This window comes from Winogradskyella sp. A2 (assembly GCF_046762865.1).
Lineage (GTDB): Bacteria > Bacteroidota > Bacteroidia > Flavobacteriales > Flavobacteriaceae > Winogradskyella.
Genome location: NZ_JBKQXM010000003.1, coordinates 261347 through 280489, shown reverse-complemented (window position 1 = coordinate 280489; position 19143 = coordinate 261347). Strand labels below are relative to the sequence as shown.

The 19143-nt window shown below is 33.7% G+C and carries 20 protein-coding genes; 2 read left to right on the top strand and 18 right to left on the bottom strand.

The window, feature by feature from the left end; genetic code table 11:
- Positions 1–24: 24 nt before the first annotated feature.
- The 10 genes from ACFWV9_RS07210 to ACFWV9_RS07165 all read right to left on the bottom strand — a co-directional run bounded on the left by ACFWV9_RS07210 (position 25) and on the right by ACFWV9_RS07165 (position 7962).
- The gene (locus ACFWV9_RS07210) at positions 25–204 is read right to left on the bottom strand and encodes a hypothetical protein (RefSeq protein WP_411894573.1); all 180 of its coding nucleotides are present in this window, start codon (positions 202–204) and stop codon (positions 25–27) included.
- Positions 201–371 (bottom strand): hypothetical protein, encoded by a 171-nt coding sequence (locus ACFWV9_RS07205; RefSeq protein WP_411894572.1) that lies wholly within the window; start codon positions 369–371, stop codon positions 201–203. The genes ACFWV9_RS07210 and ACFWV9_RS07205 overlap by 4 nt, the downstream gene beginning before the upstream one ends.
- A gap of 167 nt (positions 372–538) precedes the next feature.
- A complete protein-coding gene (locus ACFWV9_RS07200) occupies positions 539–1327 on the bottom strand; it encodes an anti-sigma factor domain-containing protein (protein ID WP_411894570.1) in 789 nt (262 codons plus the stop codon).
- The gene (locus ACFWV9_RS07195) at positions 1317–1859 is read right to left on the bottom strand and encodes an RNA polymerase sigma factor (protein WP_411894569.1); all 543 of its coding nucleotides are present in this window, start codon (positions 1857–1859) and stop codon (positions 1317–1319) included. Before ACFWV9_RS07195 ends, ACFWV9_RS07200 begins: the two co-directional genes overlap by 11 nt.
- Before the next feature lie 106 nt (positions 1860–1965).
- Complete coding sequence (locus ACFWV9_RS07190) at positions 1966–2754, bottom strand: cupin domain-containing protein (RefSeq protein WP_411894568.1); 789 nt, start codon at positions 2752–2754, stop codon at positions 1966–1968.
- A gap of 144 nt (positions 2755–2898) precedes the next feature.
- Positions 2899–3714, bottom strand: coding sequence for a LytR/AlgR family response regulator transcription factor (locus ACFWV9_RS07185; RefSeq protein WP_411894567.1), 816 nt, complete (start codon positions 3712–3714; stop codon positions 2899–2901).
- Positions 3711–5066, bottom strand: a complete 1356-nt coding sequence (locus ACFWV9_RS07180) for an alpha/beta hydrolase (protein ID WP_411894566.1) — start codon at positions 5064–5066, stop codon at positions 3711–3713. Before ACFWV9_RS07180 ends, ACFWV9_RS07185 begins: the two co-directional genes overlap by 4 nt.
- An 11-nt stretch (positions 5067–5077) precedes the next feature.
- Positions 5078–5872: a formylglycine-generating enzyme family protein gene (locus tag ACFWV9_RS07175; protein ID WP_411894565.1), complete on the bottom strand. Its 795-nt coding sequence runs from the start codon at positions 5870–5872 to the stop codon at positions 5078–5080.
- Between the two features lie 7 nt (positions 5873–5879).
- Positions 5880–7295: a hypothetical protein gene (locus ACFWV9_RS07170; protein WP_411894564.1), complete on the bottom strand. Its 1416-nt coding sequence runs from the start codon at positions 7293–7295 to the stop codon at positions 5880–5882.
- Between the two features lie 85 nt (positions 7296–7380).
- The gene (locus ACFWV9_RS07165; RefSeq protein WP_411894563.1) at positions 7381–7962 is read right to left on the bottom strand and encodes a superoxide dismutase family protein; all 582 of its coding nucleotides are present in this window, start codon (positions 7960–7962) and stop codon (positions 7381–7383) included.
- Between the two features lie 194 nt (positions 7963–8156).
- Here ACFWV9_RS07165 and hemN point away from each other — a divergent pair, with 194 nt between their 5' ends.
- Together hemN and ACFWV9_RS07155 are read left to right on the top strand one after the other, a co-directional pair.
- Positions 8157–9521, top strand: a complete 1365-nt coding sequence (hemN, locus tag ACFWV9_RS07160; protein ID WP_411894562.1) for an oxygen-independent coproporphyrinogen III oxidase — start codon at positions 8157–8159, stop codon at positions 9519–9521.
- Positions 9522–9531: 10 nt separating this feature from the next.
- On the top strand, positions 9532–10365 hold the full coding sequence (locus ACFWV9_RS07155) for a universal stress protein (RefSeq protein WP_411894561.1): 834 nt from the start codon (positions 9532–9534) through the stop codon (positions 10363–10365).
- A gap of 123 nt (positions 10366–10488) precedes the next feature.
- Here ACFWV9_RS07155 and ACFWV9_RS07150 read toward each other — a convergent pair whose 3' ends face one another.
- The 8 genes from ACFWV9_RS07150 to ACFWV9_RS07115 form a co-directional block, all read right to left on the bottom strand.
- The gene (locus ACFWV9_RS07150; RefSeq protein WP_411894560.1) at positions 10489–11190 is read right to left on the bottom strand and encodes a sulfite exporter TauE/SafE family protein; all 702 of its coding nucleotides are present in this window, start codon (positions 11188–11190) and stop codon (positions 10489–10491) included.
- Between the two features lies 1 nt (position 11191).
- Entirely contained in the window at positions 11192–11638 is a 447-nt protein-coding gene (locus ACFWV9_RS07145) for a FixH family protein (RefSeq protein ID WP_411894559.1), read from the bottom strand.
- 8 nt (positions 11639–11646) lie between these two features.
- The gene (ccoG, locus tag ACFWV9_RS07140; protein ID WP_411894558.1) at positions 11647–13071 is read right to left on the bottom strand and encodes a cytochrome c oxidase accessory protein CcoG; all 1425 of its coding nucleotides are present in this window, start codon (positions 13069–13071) and stop codon (positions 11647–11649) included.
- 22 nt (positions 13072–13093) lie between these two features.
- Entirely contained in the window at positions 13094–14077 is a 984-nt protein-coding gene (locus ACFWV9_RS07135; RefSeq protein ID WP_411894557.1) for a cbb3-type cytochrome c oxidase N-terminal domain-containing protein, read from the bottom strand.
- A complete protein-coding gene (locus ACFWV9_RS07130; RefSeq protein ID WP_411894556.1) occupies positions 14074–14262 on the bottom strand; it encodes a CcoQ/FixQ family Cbb3-type cytochrome c oxidase assembly chaperone in 189 nt (62 codons plus the stop codon). The genes ACFWV9_RS07135 and ACFWV9_RS07130 overlap by 4 nt, the downstream gene beginning before the upstream one ends.
- Positions 14263–14268: 6 nt before the next feature.
- Complete coding sequence (gene ccoN, locus ACFWV9_RS07125; protein WP_411894555.1) at positions 14269–16464, bottom strand: cytochrome-c oxidase, cbb3-type subunit I; 2196 nt, start codon at positions 16462–16464, stop codon at positions 14269–14271.
- A 10-nt stretch (positions 16465–16474) separates the two neighbouring features.
- Positions 16475–16660: a cbb3-type cytochrome oxidase assembly protein CcoS gene (ccoS, locus tag ACFWV9_RS07120; protein ID WP_411894554.1), complete on the bottom strand. Its 186-nt coding sequence runs from the start codon at positions 16658–16660 to the stop codon at positions 16475–16477.
- Positions 16661–16734: 74 nt separating this feature from the next.
- Complete coding sequence (locus ACFWV9_RS07115; protein WP_411894553.1) at positions 16735–19110, bottom strand: heavy metal translocating P-type ATPase; 2376 nt, start codon at positions 19108–19110, stop codon at positions 16735–16737.
- Between the last annotated feature and the right edge of the window lie 33 nt (positions 19111–19143).

Sequence of the window (19143 nt, the reverse complement as noted above, 5' to 3'; positions counted from 1 at the left end):
GTAATAACGCAATGCAACTTTAGATTACTTTTCAGCAGTTTCATCGCTATTGGCTTCTTCGTACTCTTCGAAAATTTCATCCTTAGTTAGCTCAGGATAGTGATTTTCTTTCTGTTTTCTGTGTGATACGTAAATATTCCAGTAAGTAAAGTAAATGTATACTGCAAATATAACCGCACCAAAAAATAAAAATCCCTTATTCATGTTGTACGTCTTTGTCTTATTGCTATTGCAAACAATAATATTGTTCCTGGCCAGTGTGCTGAATATTCAGCTTCTTGATCCATACCTAAAAGGCCTAAGCCTACCGAATAAAGTAAACAGATAAATGCAAGGATAATTGGATACCACTTGTAGATAATTTTTTTCATGTTTTTAAAATTTAGTTTAACGTTTTTCTTAAAGATACGAATAATAAGTCGCGGAAACCTTGTATTTTAAGGCGTTGGGAAAGATTTAAAACTATTTGTTAATAAATGTGAAGTAATCTCCAGAAGATGAGATTATGATAAAAAAATTGTATAAATAGTTTGTTTTACTACGGTGTTGTTGGTACTACACCCAGCGTATATAATTGCTCCATTGTGGGAGAATCACTACCACCTTCTGGCTCGAGTGTTATACCAAATGCCTGACTTTCATTGGCATTGGCAATTGGGAAAATTTTATTATCGTCTGTATTGAAATTGTCTATGGTACCCAGACTGGTCGGTGTTAGCGGGTTAAGGGTTAAGGACCAAACCTGCCAGACTTTACCTTCTGGTGCATTTGGTAAGCCTTCAGCATCTAGATAAATGGTATTATCTGATTTGTTCCAATAGACCTTGGCATAAGAGGATGCAAAATCACCTTGTCCGCCTAATGGAACTGCAATAATATTCTTGTCACGAATACTTTCTAATAGATTTTTGGTGTTGGCAAGGTTTTCTCTGGCATCTTCAATCTGAATTTCAAGATATTGTTTTTCTGTTTCAACAGTTTGGAGTTGTTCTTCTAAATTATTGTTTTTGGAAAGAGTCCATAATAAACCACCAGCCAATAAAATTGAAGCTGCCCAGCCCGTGTAAGAAATCCAATTTGGTTTAGAAGGCTTAAGATCTATGACTTTTGTATCTTCAAGTTTATCCTTAAATGAATCAAAATCTATGGCATGTGGTGAAACAGCAGACGTCAATTTTACAATTGCAGCTTCAATTTCTAAAACCTCTTGCAAAATCTCGGGATGTTTTTGCATCAGCTCATAGACCTCCTGATTTTCTTTTTCAGAAAGTTTACCAGCTACGTATAGCTCTAAAATACCAGATTCTATGTATGCTTTAATTTCCATGTAATAATACCATATCTCGCAATTGCTTGATACAGTTTCTGTTTCTCGTTTTTATAGTTCCAATAGGTGTTTGCAAAGTTTCCGAAGCCTCTTTTTGGGTATATCCCTTAAAATATAATAGCTCAATAACCGCTTTGCATTTTTCACCCAATTTGGTTACAAATTTTTTAATTCCAATGGCGTCGGTACGTTCATTGAGATTTTCATTGCTCTTTATTATATCTACGAAATAATCTACATCGAGGTTTTGTTTTGATTGTTTGTAAGTTTTAGATCTTACTTTATCAATAGCCGCGTTTCGGGCAATATTCAGAATCCAAGTAAAAAACCGTCCTTTTTGTGAGGAGTAGGTGTGGGATTTATGCCAAGCTTTAATAAACACGTCTTGCATTAGTTCATCTGCAATTGCACCATCTTTAACAATATTATAAACAACACCATGTATGCTCTGACCATACATGGTATATAGTTTTTCAAAAGCAGATTGGTCCTTGTTTTTAAATTGCTCAACAAGACGATCTAAATCTATCATATATTTTTTACCTGACTAAGGCTCTAAAATACGAAAGCCTATTTATTTTAGCGTATTCAAACTAAAAAAACTTGTTTTAAGTGTTTGATAAAATGATTATATTTTATTAAGCACCTTCACCAAACATTATTAAAACAGCTTCCGTGGCTTCTTTTGTTTCATTCCACCATTTATGGGTTGTATATGGTGGTACAAATAATGTATTTCCTTCAGTAAGAGAAACACGTTTCCCACCAACTTCGCCTTCAGTTGTACCTTTTATAGCTACAATCATGATCGGAAAAGGCATCACTTGCTCTCTGGGGTCGTCTCGTACAATTTCGTTAGGTAGAACCCTATACCAAGCTGTTCTCAAACCTTTCTGATAATAAAACACCACAAAGTTAGAACCATGAGCTCGTCGTGTTAGCCCTTCACCAAATGGAACAACTTCAGGGAAGCCTTTTGTCCAAAAATGGAATGAGAATTTGTTGATTTCGCTATCAATATCTTCCGAAGTTTTAAAGCCTTCCATTTCCTTTACGCTCATTGGCGTATAATCTCCTACAAAAGCTTTTCCTTGTGCAGTAAGAGCATTTAATTCACCATTGTGTATTGCTTGTAAGGTTTCATGCTCAATGACATAGATAAAAGTTGGGTTGTTAGGCAAACCGCTAGTAATACTGACATCCCATAGATTTTCAACTTTTTCGCCAGAAACATTTACCGTCCATTGTCCCTTGTCAACAATGTTAATCCCAAAGGTCATTGGATGTTGTGCATGCTGATCATTTTTGTAATCCTCAACATAAGATTTGATAATCTCTTCTGCACTCAATTTGTTTTCTTGAGCTTTAATTGTAGGCAATGTGATTAAAACCAAAAATAAAAGTGATTTAATTTTAAAAGTTTTCATTTTTTACTGTTTTAGAGTAATGTAGTTTGATTGATAAAAGATATACATCACGAATTAATACTGATACAAATGAACAAATGAAAACAACAATAAAACCTATATATAATAGGCTTTGTGGAGAATTTGCAAGAAAATGTGGTGAATTTACAACAAGGACTTAATGGTCTCTATATATTGGGATGAAACAGGAATTACTTCATCTTCGGTTTTTAGTTTAACGGTCATACTTCTACTCGTAATTTTGTCTATTTCGAAGTACTTAATATTGATGATATATTTTCTATGGCAACGATGCATTGGCGAAATAGGATTGACTAATTGGGATTCTATATTTTTTAGACTAGAGCGGAAGAGTAATTTTTGTCGTCCTTGTTCATTTTTAAAATGAATATTTACGTAATTATCATCACTACTAACAAACAAAATATCCCTAAGTTTTAGTTTTAGTGGTTTGCCATTTTGAGAGGTTACTAAGTAATCTTCATTTGTTGAAATTCCTGCAAGGGCTCTTCGATTTATAAACTGGTAAAATCCAACGATAAAAAAGGAAACGGTTAAGGCAATTAGTAATGTCCGTCCAAGTACAAAGAAATATTCCTGAATTGTGAAGTCACTATAACCGCCTAAATAGCTTTTATAAATGAATACAATTGCGCCAATAATTAATATTACAAATGTATACCAGATAAGGCTTTTGCCAAAAGTCCAGTTTCTAAATAATTTAGGTAAAGCAAGGGGAATTACCCATTCAGTAAAAATGATTGATAAACTTAAAAGCACACCAATACTAATAATATAAACATTATAGTACCAGACACCAGAAGTGTTCTCAATGCCGAAGGGTTTGAAGAAAATGACGAATAAACTACATACAAATCCAATACCAAGAATTTTAAGGAAATTACCCTTGCTTCTTTTTGGTCTTGGGAAAGGTGAATTTATTAGTCTTTTAAAATTCATTTGTCTATGAATTTATACTTCATTAAAAAATCAATTATTGACACTTGAACACTTGGTGAAATTCTGAAAAAACGCCAATATGAATGTTTTTCATTTATGTTTATGTACTTACCTTTTGTTTCTGTGCCATGTTCAGCATCGTGTGCAATAGTGATATTTAATAATTTTAGCCTATCACCCTTGAACTGTTGAGTGAGTCTTTCTATATTTTCCTTGAAAGGTACAATCCAGTCGATTTCTCCATAAATAGCTAAAAAGGGTTTATCAAATGAGGAAAGCGATATGTTAGGGTCGTAATTATGACGTCTAACCCATAAGTTGTCTATACCGGCAACATCAGGTGGTATATCTGTGTCATCTAACAGTTCATTCCATCCATCTTTTTTGGCGTTCGCAAGTAAGGCTTTAAATCGGTCAAAATTGGTTTTTGTTGCCTTAGCTTTAAACATCATATTGGTGTAGTCTATAAGATCTACTTTAGCAGATTCTGGCAATTTATACACATTGAATCCATATTCCATGGATTGCATTTGTTGCTGGTAAACAGAAGTTGAAGGCCCAACGATACTAATCATAAAATCAAAATCAGTAGTTTCTTCTGCCTTAGCAATGACCCAACCACCAGCACTGCTGCCAATAACACCAATATTTTCATAGTTGTTGGGATGTTCAGCCAAATAGTTTCTGCAAGCAACGACATCATTAGCAAGATCGTCTATTGTGGCGATTGAGCAATCACCAGTAGATTTCCCAGTGCCACGTTTATTGAATACCAATACAGAAATACTATATTGTCTTAAAAGCTTCGCATAGAGGTCGTATTTGGTGCTACCAGCATAGCAACTTCTACCACCAACAATGATAATGGCCGTTTTATTACTCTTATCCTTTGGTTGATGTAGATGACCATAAAGAGAAACATCGTTATTTTGAATGGTAATTTCTTCAACAGTATAGTTCGGAGCAGGAGGCGTGGGGATTTTTTTAAGATGAACATAGACAGAAGGAGTACTATTTATAATACTACCATTAAGCTCAAGTGACTTTTCATCTAGTTTTAATATGGCCTTACCTAAGCCAGTATTGAATTTAATGTGATTAAGTGAGTCTATTTCAACTGGTATTACAAATTCTCCAAACTGAGGATGCCATTCTTCAATGATCTGTAGTGATTTTATGCCATCCTCATCTTTATAAAACCTGAGCTCAAACTTTTGTAAGCTATTACTCTTAATAAATCCACCTTCCCAATGACCTTCAATGTCATTAAAAATTGTATTAACAGTTTCCTGTGCATGTAAGTAGTAAGTGGATAGCAGTATGATAAGTATTTTTATCGCTTTAATCTTCATAAGTATTAGTATTACAGATTTTTAGCCAATCTAAAACCAGGGCGTTCAAACGTAGGTTTTACATATGATCTACTTGCAGATCTCGAATGCCAAGGATCTGCAGTATAGCTTCCGCCACGACCAACTTTTTCCTCACCATTTTCAACTCCTTTTGGATTATTTTTTGCATCATTAGTGTAATGAGAATAGGAATCGTGACACCATTCCCAGATATTTCCATTAATATCATAAACTCCTAGCTGATTTGGTTCAAAAGAACCTACTGGAGACGTAAAGGCAAATCCGTCATTATAATTTTTCCAAATTCTAGTACTATTATTGGTAAGACCAAAGGTAATATCTGCTAAATTTTCATTTATAGAATTATCATCACTCCATGGATAGACGCCTGATTGTCCACCATTTCTAATAACATATTCAAACTCAGCCTCTGTTGGTAATCGATATTGTTCTGACATTGTACTATTCAACCAATCAATATAGTCTTGAGCATCATACCACGACGTATTAATAATTGGATGATTGTCAATCCAACCCCATTCAGGTTGTTTAGGCATTTCTCTATCTGTTGCAATGCAGAATTGGCGAAATTCTGCAACAGTTACCTCATACTTACTAATGTAAAAATCAGAAATTGTCACCTCATGCTCAGGTTTTTCATCACCTTCACCTGAATTTTGTCCCATAGTAAAAGTTCCTCCCTTTATTTTTATCATATTGTAATTGAAGTATAAATGATCATTTGAGGAACCTTCGTCACATACCATTGATAACAGAAAAAGTAAGAGATAGAATTTTGGTACCATTTTAATTTTAGTTAAAAATTGTTACGAGATTTATCCTTTTTGATTTAATCTTATAAATATCATTACCATCTGTATACATAAAAATCTTACCAGACGCATTTACGGATGGATTCCATCCATATGGTAATTTTTCTAATTTAAACGGTTTACGCCACTTTGGATTGTCATAACTTCCATCATTATAGCTCACAAAAAAACCTTGGTTGTTATCATCATCTTCTAGATATCTTGTAAAAATGATATAGTCTTTATTGGGCGCTACAAATGGACTAAACTCAGTAGCCCTATCTGTATTAAGTGCCTCTAATTCATTTGTAATAACTAATTTGTTTTCTTTCAATTCAGCGAGAATGAGATCTCCATTATTTTCAAGAGACTGAAAACAAAGTTGAGTTTCATTGATCCAATGAAAGTAACCGCCACTTATACCTGAAGTTCTGGTTAAATCAACAATTTCTGTCCACTGATCATCTTTTTTGGTAGCTAGAAAAATTGTTAAGTCGTCGTCTGATCTTTTACAAAAAATTATCTTATTTCCCGAAGGTGAAATGGTCCCATTGTAAATGATTCCGAGCTCTGTTAATTGCTTAGGTTCCGTATAAACTCCATTTTTTAATTGGGAGATATATGGGATTTGGTTTATCCAGTCGGATGTTCTCGTGAAAAACAACAGTGATTTGTCCTCAGTAAAACTAAAGACATTCTCCGACCATTCAGCAGTAGAGATAAATCCCTCATAAAATTTGTCATTTTCGGCGATATAGTTATCCTCATAATGAATTTCTCTCACTTGTGTTTCCCTAATGGTATCGTCCATAATTTTTCTACGTATAACCCAATCATTGTTTGAGTTAATAGAATCGTATTCAAATTGTCTATCATTATAAACTTTTCCTTTAGTATTAGTAAAGAAAATGCGTTTTTCAAACCCTTCCTTTGTATAAAACGTGGAATCAAAGCCATGAGTCTTGTCTCCAATAAATTCTGCTCGATAGGTCTTATTGGATTTATTAAGATTATCAACCATAGAGTAATAAACATTCCCAATGGAATCTAGCCATTCCGTAACCATAGTAGTGTCATTTTTATATGATACTTTTTCTATAGAAAAATCTGTTGTACCATCTTCTCTATACAGTGCACCAACCTTATTCCAATTTTCATTGTAGTTGTAAATGTAGTCTGTCATAACCTTTCCGGCCGAATCTAACTCCAACCAACGATATGGTTTTTGGTTATCATAATTGTAGGAGAGTCTATATTTGATAGGCTTGTCATTTTGAGAGACTGGATACTTGTAATAATTAATTTTATCAAAAATTAAATTCTTTTTTGAAAGATTGTCTGGATTAGTTTTTTCTGATTTACAAGAAACAATGATTGCTAGAAAAATTAGTAAAAAATTTAATACCTGGTGTTTCATGTTATGTACGATTCTATAACCTCTCTAAGTTAATAAAAAAAGCCATCATTATTGATGGCTTTTTTTATGACCGGTAAGTGCTAAATTACTCAATAATCCCGGCACAACTTACTCTGGCGCCTGCAGCACCTGATGGTTGTGAGGTTAAATCATCTTCACCTTGGTGAACAATTACAGCTTTACCCATTATATTTTTCGTGTCATCACCACATCCTATGCACCATTGATCTGTGGTAAGCGATATTTCAGCATTACCTTCTGCATTGGCAGTCATATTACCAATATCACCTTTGTGGAAACCAGATTCTGCTCCCCAAGCGCCATGAGGTTGGGCTGTAGGATTCCAATGGCCACCAGATGATTTTCCGTCTGGTGATGAGCAATCTGCTTTTTCATGCAAATGAATGGCATGTACACCTTCAGTAAGTCCAGAGAATTTACCTTTCATTGTTACTTGACCCTCCTTATCGGTAAATACCACAGTACCTGTAACGTTACTATCACTTTTGGGAGTCATTGTTACAGTAATTGTTTTTTCGGTTTTTGTATCTTCTACAACTTCCTCAACTTCTGTTTTGATAACCTGCTCTACTTCTTTTTTCTCTTTTTTACATGCTGTAGCAAAAATTAGAGTAAGTGCTAGTGCAATTAGTTTTAAATGTTTCATTTTAGATATATTATTTAGACGTTAGTAAAGTTAAGCAACTGACTGCTTCAAAACAAAATAATACATTGTTTATCTGTAAGTGAAACTTCAAAAGGTTGAGAATTAAGCATCTGCCTATATATTAGGAATCTACATGACAAATATCATATTTTTTAACAAGCCTTACCAGTAAATTTGAGTAAGAATGATTTGAAATGTGCATATCCTTAGTAAATAAATACAATGTGGCAGGACCACGATATACAAGTTACCCAACGGTTCCTTATTGGGATATCAATACATTTTCGGTAAATGGTTGGGAGCAATCTTTGAAGCGGTCCTTTGATGAAAGTAATGAACTAGAAGGAATTAGCTTGTACATTCATTTACCATTCTGTGAAAGCCTTTGCACGTTTTGTGGATGTCATAAACGAATTACAAAACAACACGAGTTTGAAGCACCATACATTGAGGCATTGTTAAAGGAATGGCATTTGTATTCTGGCCTTTTAGAAAACAAACCTAAAATTAAGGAACTACATCTTGGAGGTGGTACACCGACTTTTTTTTCACCAGAAAATTTAAACTACTTAATTACAGAAATCCTAAAAGTTTCAGAGGTGGCACAAGACTACGAGTTTAGTTTTGAGGGCCATCCAAACAACACTACTCGAGAGCACTTACAAGTAATGTATGATTTAGGATTTAGACGAGTAAGTTATGGTGTACAAGATTATAATCCAAAAATTCAAAAAGCAATTAATCGTGTACAACCATTTGAAAATGTAAAACGTGCTACTGAGATGGCAAGAGAAAAAGGATATACATCCATAGGGCATGATATCATTTTTGGTCTACCATTTCAAACAGAAGAAGATGTTGTAGAAACCATTAATAAAACACAATCCTTAATGCCAGATCGTATTGCTTTTTATAGCTACGCACATGTACCTTGGATTAAGGGTAATGGGCAACGAGGATTTAACGATGAGGATTTACCAAGTGCAGACTCTAAGCGTCAGCAATATGAAACTGGTAAATATTTATTAGAAAAAGTTGGCTATGCAGAAATTGGTATGGATCATTTTGCACTTAGGACCGATTCACTATTTAAAGCTATGCAACACGAAACCCTGCATAGAAACTTTATGGGCTATACAGCTTCTAAAACAAAAGCTATGATAGGTTTAGGGGTTTCGTCCATAAGTGATAGTTGGTACGGTTTTGCCCAAAATGTAAAATCTATTGAAGACTATTATCAATTGATTGATAAGGGTATTTTACCAGTTTACAGAGGACACATTTTGAATACTGAAGACTTAATTATTAGAAGGCATATTCTGAACCTAATGTGTCATTTTAAAACATCTTGGTTAGATCCAAAAAAGGCATTTAGTGAGTTGCCAGAAGTACTTATAAAACTTAAAGAATTTGAATTGGACGGATTACTCGAGTTTGAAAGAAAACAAGTATCCGTAACTGAAAAGGGTAAACCTTTTATTAGAAATATATGTATGGCTTTTGATTTGCTTTTACAACGAAAAAAGCCAGATACTCAATTATTTTCAATGACCATATAAAACAGTAAAAATGAAACGAATAATAGTACCTATAGATTTTTCAGAGCAATCAGAATTTGCTTTAGAAGCTGCGGCCAATTTAGCTCAAAAATATGGTTCTGAACTTATAGTATTGCATATGTTAGAGTTATCTAATGCCATACTTACTACAAATGGAACTACTATTAATGATGAGGCCGTTTTTTATTTAAAACTAGCAGAACAAAAATTTGATACCTTTTTAGATAAACCTTATTTAGAGGGTATTAAGGTAACACGAATAGTAAAGCATTTTAAAGTATTTAGTGAGGTTAATGAAGTTGCAAATGAACACCAAGCCAACCTAATAGTTATGGGTTCTCATGGTGCTAGTGGTGTAAAGGAAGTATTGATAGGATCTAATACAGAAAAAGTAGTTAGAAACTCAGATATTCCTGTATTGGTAATTAAGCACAATCCAATTTTATTAGATTTTGAAAACGCTGTATTTGCAAGTGATTTTTCAGATGATGCGATAAAACCGTATTTAAATGCAAAAGTAACATTTGATAAGCTTGGTGCAAAGATGCATCTTGTCTATGTAAATTCACCAGATGGTAATTTTAGAAGTTCTGCTGAAATTGACAAAAAAGTTTCACTATTCTTGAAAAAAGCAGATGGTGATTTGTCAAATATTAGCAATGTAAATATTGTTTCAGATTATTCAATTGAAAAGGGTATACTAAATTTTGCTAGTATCATAGGTGCAGATTTAATTGCAGTAGCAACACATGGTAGAAAAGGATTAGCACATTTCTTTGAGGGAAGTATATCAGAGGATATAGCCAACCATAGTACATTACCTGTGATGACATTTAAAATATAGTTTCTTGATGTTTATTAGTTAGTATTGTTTATAAAAATGTCAAGTTAAACGCCAGAGAAGAAATTCTCTGGCGTTTTTGGTTTTAAGGAATATCAAATTATAATTAAGTTAGCTAAAAAAACATTAATGGCATTCCATCGCGCTAGTTGCCATTTCTACAACTGGAGCAGGAGATAGGTAAGGTATACCAAGACCAAGTCCGCGCAGAATAAATAAAGCTCCAATAATAACAACAAAAACAGGAATAGCTTTTTGTATGCGTTGCTTTATGGTACTATTGAGAAATTTACCAAGGTAAATTGCTGAGGTCATTAATGGTATAGTGCCTAAGCCAAACAAAACCATATATAAAGCACCTTCTAATAAACTGCCTGTAGCTATAGAACCAAAAACTGCCATATAAACTAATCCACATGGTAAAAAGCCATTGAGAAATCCGATGGTTAAAAAAGTATCTGAAGTTTTCTTCTTTAATGCCTGTCCTAAACTAGATTTAACTTTTGAGATGACTTTATGAAGCGGTTTAGATAAGTTGTATTTACTAAATGTTTTGTAAGGAATAAGAACTACAATAATCATTATTACACCAATGGCAATAGACAACTGTTGTTGTATCCCAAAGATATACAAGCTTTTACCTACCAAACCAAATATAAGGCCAATGATACTATAGGCTATTAATCGACCAAAATGGTACACACTAATTTGACTTACTTTTTTAAATGAATTTGATCGGTCTACAGGTAGCATAAAGGCAATTGGGCCACACATGCCAACACAGTGCAAACTACCTAAAAGCCCTAATATTAAACCAGATAAAAGCATATTAGTAATTTATTTCTTTTTTAAAGAGGTAGTCCTTATTATTATAAGTCCAATCTACTTTAATGTTCCAACGACCATCTAACAAACGCTTGTCAGGTATGAGCAAATTGTGGTCAGATAATGAAATCGGTGTTTCAAAATCTAGTTGTTTATTAGATGGTCTATATAGGAACACTTTACCTTTAATATTTTCGATTTTTAAGTTTTCTGGAAACGAAATGACAATACCATCATTAGTTTTTTTCCAAGTGACATTTGTAGTTAAGTCCTTAGCATTTTTTTCCTTGTCAATATCTGTTTGGAACTCTAATTCTTGTTTGTAATAATCTTCAACCACTAAATCATGGTTGTATTTATTGTCTGTACTCATATTTATAACGAAGTACATAATAAAACTAATGAAGCAAATAAATGCTATTACTATTGCAGTTCCCCAGTTTAATTTCATAATTTATCTTAATTAAAGCTTCGAGGTCCTAAGAAACTAACATCTGTAGTTTCTATTAGTTTCTCTCCACTATACACATCAATTCTTAATTTCTTTTTGTCGCCTCCAATATCACTTTGTTTAAGCTCAATAAACATAGTGCCTTCTGCAATACCTTGTTCCTCTATTGTGATACTTTCTAATGTTGAAACCATTTTTATGTTACCGGCTTGTCCTCTTAATCTAAAACTAACGTTTTCAATAGTTTCACTGGTTTTATTTACCAGTTTATAGGTAAAAACATTACTTATAATATTATTCTCTTTATGCTCATAAAGTTGACCTGGTAGTCTTAATACTCTTGCTTCTACATCATTTCTCAGGGCTAACATTCCTAATAATACACCAATGAGTATTACTAATACAGCAATGTAACCTTTCATACGTGCTGTAAGCTTAAAAGGTGTTTTCTTTTCTATATTTTCCTCACTAGCATACCTGATAAGACCTTTTGGTAAGTTAATCTTTTCCATAATTGTATCACACTCATCGATACATGCGGTACAATTAACACATTCTAATTGTGTGCCATTACGAATATCTATACCAGTAGGACACACATGCACACATTGAAAACAATCAATACAATCACCATGACCCATTGCTTCACGATCTTCATTTTTTCTAAATTTCTTTCTGCCATTTGATCCTTCACCACGTTTATGATCATAAGCAACTACAATAGATTTTGTATCCAGTAATACACCTTGTAATCGTCCATATGGACAAGCAATAATACAAACCTGTTCTCTGAACCAAGCAAAAACAAAATAGAATACACCAGTAAATATTAAGAGCGGTACTAGTGTTCCCATATGCTCTTTTGGCCCTTCTGTTACATATGTTAGAAGCTTATCGCTCCCAATTAAGTAGGCTAAGAATATATTTGAAATTAGAAATGAAATAATCAAAAATATAAACCATTTAAACAATCGCTTTTTGATTTTTTCGGCGTCCCATTTTTGACGATTTAAACGCATTTGTTTATTGCGATCTCCATCAATCCAATATTCTATCCTTCTGAATACCATTTCCATGAAAATGGTTTGAGGACAAATCCATCCACAGAAAATACGACCAAAACCTACAGTGAAAAGTGTAATGAATATTACACCAATTATCATGGATATAACAAACAAATGAAAGTCTTGTGGCCAAAATGGAAATCCGAAAATATTAAATCGTCTTTCTAATACATTAAACATTAGAAATTGATTGCCATTTATTTTTATGAAAGGCGAAGCAAATAAAAATGCTAATAAAAAGTAACTTACTATTTTACGCTTATCGTATAATGGACCAGAAGGTTTTTTAGGGAATATCCAGCTACGTTTACCTTCTTCGTTTATCGTTGCAATAGAATCCCTAAAAACTTCATTTGATGGTGTTTCCATCTTAAATATACTTTGCGAGTTTCTAATTATTTGAAACTACGGTTGTTGTTTCAGCAGTTTCAGTGACTCCTTCAGTGGCCTCTTCACCAGTTGATTCTTGAACTTCCGGGTCTGTTTCATCTGCTGCTGATTCATCTATCCAGATTTCACCTTCTGAATCTTTTGGATTAGCAGGTGTTGTACCTTGAAACTTTAACAAATAACTTGATACCTGAGCTATTTCAAGAGGTTTTAAGCTGGCTTTCCAAGCTACCATCCCTTTACCATCTCTACCACCTTCTGAAACGGTTTTAAACACATTTTTAATACCACCACCAAGAATCCAATATTCGTCAGTAAGATTAGGTCCAATACCACCTCCGCCATCTGCCATGTGGCAAACAACACAATTTACCTCAAATATTTTCTGACCTGCATTTAAATCAGAAGCTTCGGTTAATAATTCAACCGTATTTATATCAACAAGGTTTTTTGCTGTTTTTTTGTATTCTTCAATAGCGCGTTGCGCTTCGGCATATTCGATCTCATATTCAGCAAATTGGTCATCAGCATTTAAAACATGATAGCGTACCATATAAATCACACCAAAAACTATGGTAGCATAGAAACCGTATATCCACCAAGGTGGTAAATTGTTGTCGAGCTCTTTTATACCATCGTAATTATGATCTAATATAATTTCACCTTCCTCTTCAATTGGTTTAGAACCAAGTAATTTTATGTAGGTGTCTTTTACCCATGCTACTAGTTTGGATGGTTCTGCACGTTTTGCATCGTAACGTGCTTTTGCTTCTTCATCTAAACTCTGATACAAGATATTGTCCATTGAACCAACTATACCTTCAATTGCTAAAAGTATAAGAAGTACTAATAATAAGAATAGCATTATTATAGGTTGTTCCATAAACGCTGGTTGGTCTCCAGAATCTACAAAGTATTCTACGAGTCCTGCAATGATTAAAAATACTACAGGAACCCTAATGTATGATGGAATTAAATGTCTCATAATATTGTATCGTTTTGATGGTTTTCTAAAGGTAAATTACTTACGGTTTTTATGTATTCTTTTTTTGCAGTGAATACCCAATAGAATAATACTACAAAGAAAATAAAGAATATAAGGAGCGATATAATTGGGTATATTTCAATACCAGCTATACTTTCCATATGGTTTTTTACAAATTTCAGCATGATCGTTTAGTTTTGAGCGGTTTGGTTAATAACATCTTTGACTTTAATGTCAGTTCCTAAGCGCTGTAGATAAGCAATCAATGCTACAATTTCTCTATTACGCATTTCTACAAATCCTTCGCCAGCTGATGCTTTATCTGCTTCGTAGGCTTTAACAAAGTCTGGGTCAGCATATAAGTTTTTCTCAATTTCAGTTCCTTGTTCTAACATTGCCTGTTGTGCGCTGGCAATTTCTTCTTCAGTGTAAGGAACACCTAGACTTACCATTACCTCCATTTTTTTCTCGGTCATGGATTTATCGAGCTCATTTCTTATGAGCCACTGATATGCAGGCATTATAGATCCACTTGATGTACTTTGTGGATCGTACATATGGTTGAAGTGCCAATTATCTGAATATTTGCCACCAACTCTATGTAAGTCTGGTCCGGTACGTTTACTACCCCAAAGGAATGGATGATCGTAAACAAATTCACCAGCCTTAGAATATTCGCCACCGTAACGTTCAACCTCACTTCTAAATGGTCTTACCATTTGCGAATGACAACCAACACACCCTTCTCTGATATATAAATCTCTACCCTCTAATTCTAATGGAGAATATGGTTTAACACTGCTAATTGTTGGGATATTAGACTTCACAACAATCGTTGGAACAATCTGCACAATTCCACCTATTAATATGGCTACAGTAGCATAAATAGTAAGTAGTACTGGTTTACGCTCTAACCACGTATGCCATCCTTCACCAGCAACGCGTCCTTTAGATACACGTTTAAGAGCTGGCGCTTCTGCAAGTTCGTCAGTTACCTTATTACCAGATCTAACAACTGTTATAATTACATTGTATACTAGGATTAACATACCTGTAATATATAATGTACCACCAATGGCACGCATCCAATACATTGGCATAATTTCAGTAACAGTTTCTAGGAAGTTACCATATACTAAAGTCCCATCTGGATTAAACTGTTTCCACATACTTGCTTGGGTGAATCCAGCAACATACATTGGTAATGCATAAAGTATAATACCTAATGTTCCAATCCAGAAATGCAGATTTGCTAATCCAACAGAATGCAGTTTGGTTTTAAATAATCGTGGTATTAACCAATATATCATACCAAATGCCAAGAAACCATTCCATGCAAGTGCACCAACGTGTACGTGAGCGATAATCCAATCGGTAAAGTGAGCAATGGCATTTACATTTTTAAGCGAAAGCATAGGTCCTTCAAATGTTGCCATACCATATCCTGTAATAGCAACGACCATAAATTTCAGAACAGGGTCTGTACGTACCTTGTCCCATGCACCTCTAAGTGTTAAAAGACCATTTATCATACCACCCCAAGAAGGTGCAATAAGCATTATTGAAAATGCAACACCTAAATGCTGTGCCCATTCTGGTAAAGCTGTATAAAGTAAATGGTGAGGTCCTGCCCAGATATATATAAAAATTAATGACCAGAAGTGAACAATGGATAATCTATAAGAATAAACAGGTCTGTTCGCGGCTTTTGGTACAAAATAATACATTAAGCCAAGGAATGGTGTTGTTAAGAAAAATGCAACTGCATTATGTCCATACCACCATTGTACTAAGGCATCTTGCACACCAGCATATACTGAATAACTCTTTAATGCACTAACAGGTAATTCTAAACTATTGAAAATATGAAGTACTGCAACGGTAACGAACGTGGCTAAATAAAACCAAATCGCAACGTATAAATGGCGTTGGCGACGTTTTAAAATTGTACCGATCATGTTTACACCAAATGCAACCCAAATTAAGGCAATGGCAATATCAAATGGCCATTCTAATTCAGCATATTCTTTTGATGTTGTGATGCCTAATGGTAATGTAATGGCTGCGCCAACAATTAGTAACTGCCAAGCCCAGAAATTAAAATTACTTAAAAGGTCGCTAAACATTCTAGCTTTAAGCAAGCGTTGCAATGAATAGTAAACACCGGCAAAAATGGCATTACCAACAAATGCGAAAATTACAGCATTGGTATGTAATGGTCTTAAACGCCCAAAACTTAGCCAAGAAATACCATCGGTCATATTTGGGAATAAAAACATAAAGGCCAGAATTAGGCCAACAAGCATCCCAACAACTCCCCAAAGTATGGTGGCGTAAAGGAATTTTTTAACGATTTTGTTATCGTAGTAAAATTGTTGCATTTCCATATTAAATAAATTAGTCAGTTTCTGATTTTATTGATTCTTTTGATTTTTCTGTTACGAGTTCATCTTCAAACAGCATCCGTACTGAAGGTGTGTAACTATCATCATATTGGCCTGATTTTACAGCCAATAAAAAAACGACAAAGAAGGCAATGCCAACAATGACGCTTACTGTTAAAACAATATATATAACACTCATACCTATTTGAAGTTACAGTTCAAAAATAATTTCATACTTTATTTAAAAACATGATATTTATCATATCAAGTAATTTAATTTAATTTTTTTCCCAACAAATTGGTGCATACTGTTGTAAACACCACAATACTAATAGAACTCAATGGCATTAGAATAGCTGCAACAACAGGTTCTAATTGACCTGTAACCGCAAAGTATAAGCCTATAACATTGTATATAAATGAGAGGACAAAACTCCATTTAATGATTTTTATCCCTGCTTTAGATGCTTTGATGTATGCATGTAAATTATTCAACTTAGAAGCATCTAAAATGGCATCACAAGCTGGGGAAAATACATTGACATCCTCAGAAATTGCTATGCCTACGTTACTCTGTGCTAATGCACCAGCATCATTTAAACCATCTCCAATCATAAGTACTTTAGAACCTTCTCCCTGATGATATTTTATAAAATCTAATTTGTCATCTGGTTTCTGGTTAAAGATTAATTTTGTTTTGGCGGGTAATAGTTTTTTTAAATTCTCACGCTCACCTTCATTATCACCAGATAGGATTACCAAATCAAATTCAGTTTTTAACTGATTGAATAATTTTGAGACGCCTTTACGGTAGCTATTGTAAAATGTATATTTTCCCTTATATGCATTATTACTACTTATGTGTACTGCAGTATTTAACGTTGAAGTATTATCTGCGTTATCAACAAAACTCGCAGATCCTATTTTTAAATTAACTCCTTGGTACTTTGCTTCAATTCCTTTGCCTATGTGTTCTTCAAAACTATCTAATGTTAGAATGTTGTGTTCATCGAGGATATTATACAAAGTTCTACTCAATGGATGATTTGACCCTCTTAGAGAATTCTTTAAAACCAGATTTTCGCTTTCTGAAAGTGATAATCCCTCATAAACAGCGTTACTACTTTTATTTGAGGTAATGGTACCGGTTTTATCAAAAATTATCGTGTTGATTTTAGCTAATTGCTCAATGACACTGGCATTTTTAATATAAAATTTAAGCTTTCCGAAAATTCTCAATAGGTTACCAAATGTAAATGGTGCGGAAAGTGCAATAGCACAAGGACATGCAATGATGAGTACTGCAGTAAAGACATTCATAGCCTTACTTGCATCTGTAAACAACCAAAAACTTGTTGAAATAACTGCAATAGAAAGAATTGTAATGGTAAAATGTTTACTAATGGTATTCGTTATATTGGTAAATTGATGCGCTTTGTTTTTACTAAAGACATCATTACTCCAAAGTTGAGTAAGGTAGCTTTGTTCAACAGATTTAATAGCTTCAAGTTCAATAACTCCAGACGTTTGCTTACCACCAGCAAACAACTTATCACCTGACTTCTTACTTATGGTTTGGGATTCGCCCGTAACAAAACTATAATCGATTTTGGCATTTCCATTTATCAAAATACCATCAACTGGTATAAGTTCTTCATTCCGTATTAATAATCTATCACCTTTTTTAATATCATAAGCTTGAATGGATTCTTCATTTCCTTCTCTATCAATTAAGGTTATAGCTATTGGGAAGTATGATTTATAATCGCGTTCAAAGGACAGGAAGTCATAGGTTTTTTGTTGGAAAAATTTACCAATCAATAGAAAGAATACCAATCCTGCGAGACTATCAAAAAATCCAGAACCAATGTTGAAAGCTATTTCAATTGTACTCCTTAGAAATAGCACTGAAATACCTAAGGCTATGGGTACGTCAATATTTAGAAGCTTTGCTTTGAGCCCTTTAAAAGCTGAAATAAAATAATCCTGTGCCGAATAAAATACTACAGGTATTGCAAGTGCAAACATTAACCAACGGAACATATGTTTATACTGCTCTAACCAGAATTCGTTGATTTCAAAGTATTCTGGAAAAGATAAAAACATAATATTTCCAAAACCAAATCCTGCTACACCAAGCTTGTAGATTAATGTTCTATTAATATAGCTTGCACCAGAGCTAAAATCATCTAAGCTGATGTAAGGTTCATAACCAATAGAGCTAAGCAATAATACAATTGCTTTTAAACCTGTCTTTTCTGAATTGTATGTAACCCGTACAGTTTTCTTACCAAAATTTACTTTAGAGTCTGAAATGTCTTTATTGAGTTTGTTAAGATTTTCAAGAATCCAAATACAGGAACTACAATGAATATGTGGAATGTAAAGTGTTGCAATTTCTATATTGTCACTTCTAAATTCAGTTAGCTTTTCAATGATATTTTCTTTAGATAGAAAATCGTATTTACCTTCAATTTCTTTTGGAATGGCTCCAGGAGAATTTTGAAGATCATAATAACAGGTCAATTCATTTTCGTTGAATATCTCAAAAACAGTTTTACAACCGTTACAACAGAATGATTTGTCCTGGAAAGAAATTGGGTGATTACCACAATCATCACCACAATGAAAACAGGTGTTATTTCCCATTTAATATTTGCTCAATTATACCTGTAACAAAAG